This is a genomic window from Herbaspirillum chlorophenolicum, from assembly GCF_001189955.1.
GTDB classification, from domain to species: Bacteria; Pseudomonadota; Gammaproteobacteria; order Burkholderiales; family Burkholderiaceae_D; genus Herbaspirillum; species Herbaspirillum chlorophenolicum.
On sequence record NZ_LFLT01000111.1, the window covers coordinates 1 to 2736 of the forward strand.

Here is a 2736-nt window from a genome sequence, read left to right on the forward strand (position 1 = left end):
CTGCAAGATGGGGCGCACCGCTTCTACGAGGCAGTTGGCTTCGCACGCGATGGACAACGGCTTTCCAAGATGATGCCGAAAGCTGTTGTTGCCTCAATGAGTGATGTCGCGGCGACTGCAGAAGGTTGATGCCAGGGAGCGTGCCGCCAGCGGTCCGAAAAATATTTTCAGCGCCGGCGTTTCAAAATGTCGCGCTATTCGCAGGCACCTTATTTCAGGGCAAGATGGCAGGGGCAGAAACTGCCGAAAAACCTCTTCCACAGCGGCTTTCATGGCGATAAAATCACGCCGTCACTAGACGTTTGCGCTGCATGCCACACGTTGATTGTGCCGACTTCTCGGACTGAGAACCTTGGCCGTGACCGCCTCGTTGGTCGGCTAGGAACGGCAGCGACGAGGGGATAACCGGTTACTGTGGGGTAGAGTTGAGAACACCGGTGCGCTGGCAAAGCTAGAGGCGTTATTCGAAAAGTCTGGCGGAATCTTCGTTTAATGGAAGACCGACGGCCCCATAGGGTCCAAGGAATATCCAATAAAACACTAAAAACATGTATATCCATATTAAAGGTTCTCTTTAACTATGGAATCCCCCTCCTATATTTATTACTTCGTAGTCATCAGGGTAGAAAGGCACTTCGCTCTTTGATACGGAGCTCAGAGCCCCTCCCAATACCTCCCCGAATTTAGAAAGCGCTTTTTAGGTCGGCGTATTACGCTTCGCGCTTTGCCGCCAGGGCGCCTGGCGGCAGCCCGAGGAGCACCTTACTACAACGTGCGAGAGGCTATGAGCAGCTGGCCATGACTACCCCTTCGGATAGGACCTTGCGCGGCGCCGTGTGAGCTAGAAATAAGCCCTTCTTCGCCGTTTTTAAAAAAATTCCCGGAAACCGGCCTGGCTGACAGAGCGAGTTGGGGGCGCCAGTTCACTTGGCCAAGCGAATTGTGACCTTCAATTCACCATTAGTTTGAAGTTCGGATATCTCAGAGGTAATCCTACCCAAAGGGACCAAGCCCGTTGAATATTTGAAGTCACGATAGAAAATAGCCAAGTTCCCCCAAGGAGCATAGTACGCAATCGAACCGACCTCTGGTTTGGTGCCGGGTGGCGCGCCGTCCAGATTGAGTTTTCGAGGAAGAAAGCCAATTTTCTCGGTCGATGCATAGTCCTCAAGTGCCAACGTGAGAGGCAAAAGGTCGGCGAAATCTCGAGCAGCAGCGGAGTCATCGATTTCAGCAAAAACTATCTGCTTTCCGGTATCAATTTCAATATCCATCTCCAGCCTCCTGAGTAGTCTTCGGAAATTTTCTTTCGCTATGGTCGGTAATCTTTCGCGCGACAAATACAATTCCGGGAACATCAACCCCGACTTCTGTGCGTATGGTGTGGAAGCTATGATGCACAAGTTCCAAACTAGCAGGCGCAAGGCGGCGAATGACGTAGTTGCAGCCGTGTTTGTACCGGCCGCTGGCATGGAGTAGATAGCCCTTTTCTCGCACCTGAGCGGCCTCTAGTGATTCGACCGTGAAAATGAAGTAACCGCCGGAACGAAGAGCTGCCGAGACTTTCTCGAAAAGAGGGGCCAAATCGCCAAAATAAATCAACGTATCAGCAGCTGCAACGAGGTCATATGCCTGCGGGTTAGCCATTAGATAGCCGCCGACTTCACCTCGTACTAGGAGGTCATAACAACCTCGTAAAGCCGCTTTTTCAAGCATCTTTCCTGACAAATCGACACCGACCAAGCTACTACTATAGGGTTCAAGAACTGGGCCACATATGCCGGTGCCACAACCGATATCTACGACAGAAAATTGATTCGATGGAGCGGAGATGGCAGAAAGGCCTGTCGAAATCATGGCTGCGCCTTTGTATGCCAAGCTCTCCAGTAAATTGGCTTCAAAGGTCTCTGCGTACTTATCAAAGTGCTGCTCTATGTAGCGGTCAGACGCTCTGGCAGGCACTTCCTTCTGAGAACACGCAGCCAGCATGTGTTCAGCCACGGCATTTTCAGGCTCATCTTGCAGCCATTCGCGATATAACTGAGCTGCTTCGTCCAGGCGCCCTAAAAAATAGAAGGAGATACCAACCAAGTCTCGCGATTTCCCCTCCATGGGCGGAACTACATAGGCTCGGCACTGGTAGTGAGAGGCCTTCATCTTGTCGCCGGCTTGCTCGTAAATTACCCCAAGATTCTGCAGTGCTGATACGAACTCCGGTGAGATATCAACGGCACGAGAAAACGCTTCCGCCGCTTCTTCCGATTTACCCAACCTCAGTAATGCTGCGCCCATGTTGTTCCAAACCATATGGTCAGCAGCATTGGCCTCTAGTGCGTCACTGTATGCAGACACCGCCATCTCGTACTGGGACAGGTTGAACAAGACATTTCCGAGGTCATTGTGCCAAGAGGCGTTCTCTGGCGCTAAGGCGCAGGAAAGCTGCAGCTTGTCGATAGCTTCGTTGTGCTTGCCAATTTGATGCAGATAAATGCCGTAGTAATGAAGTGCAACCGCATTTATCGGGTCATCTTCCAGTACGGAGAGATACACCTGCGCAGCAGCGTCCAAGTCACCTTCGAAATGTCTATTAATGGCCTGTTCTAAGGCATTATTTTCGGTCATGCGGTCGGTCGTAATAAGGATTGATTGACGTTTATCGCTCGCGTGGCGAAGGATTGAGTAGAAGTGACTCCACGAACACTAGGTCTGATATCGTGTCGATGTCTTGAACAGTAC

2 protein-coding genes are annotated in these 2736 nt (G+C 51.3%); both read right to left on the reverse strand.

Annotation, left to right across the window (positions count from 1 at the left end; genetic code table 11):
* Nucleotides 1-923: 923 nt before the first annotated feature.
* Nucleotides 924-1274 carry a cyclophilin-like fold protein gene (locus tag AKL28_RS23235; protein WP_050470657.1) on the reverse strand — a complete coding sequence of 117 codons (351 nt, stop codon included), beginning with the start codon at nt 1272-1274 and terminating at the stop codon, nt 924-926.
* Nucleotides 1264-2622: a tetratricopeptide repeat protein gene (locus AKL28_RS23240; protein WP_050470658.1), complete on the reverse strand. Its 1359-nt coding sequence runs from the start codon at nt 2620-2622 to the stop codon at nt 1264-1266. Before AKL28_RS23240 ends, AKL28_RS23235 begins: the two co-directional genes overlap by 11 nt.
* Between the last annotated feature and the right edge of the window lie 114 nt (nt 2623-2736).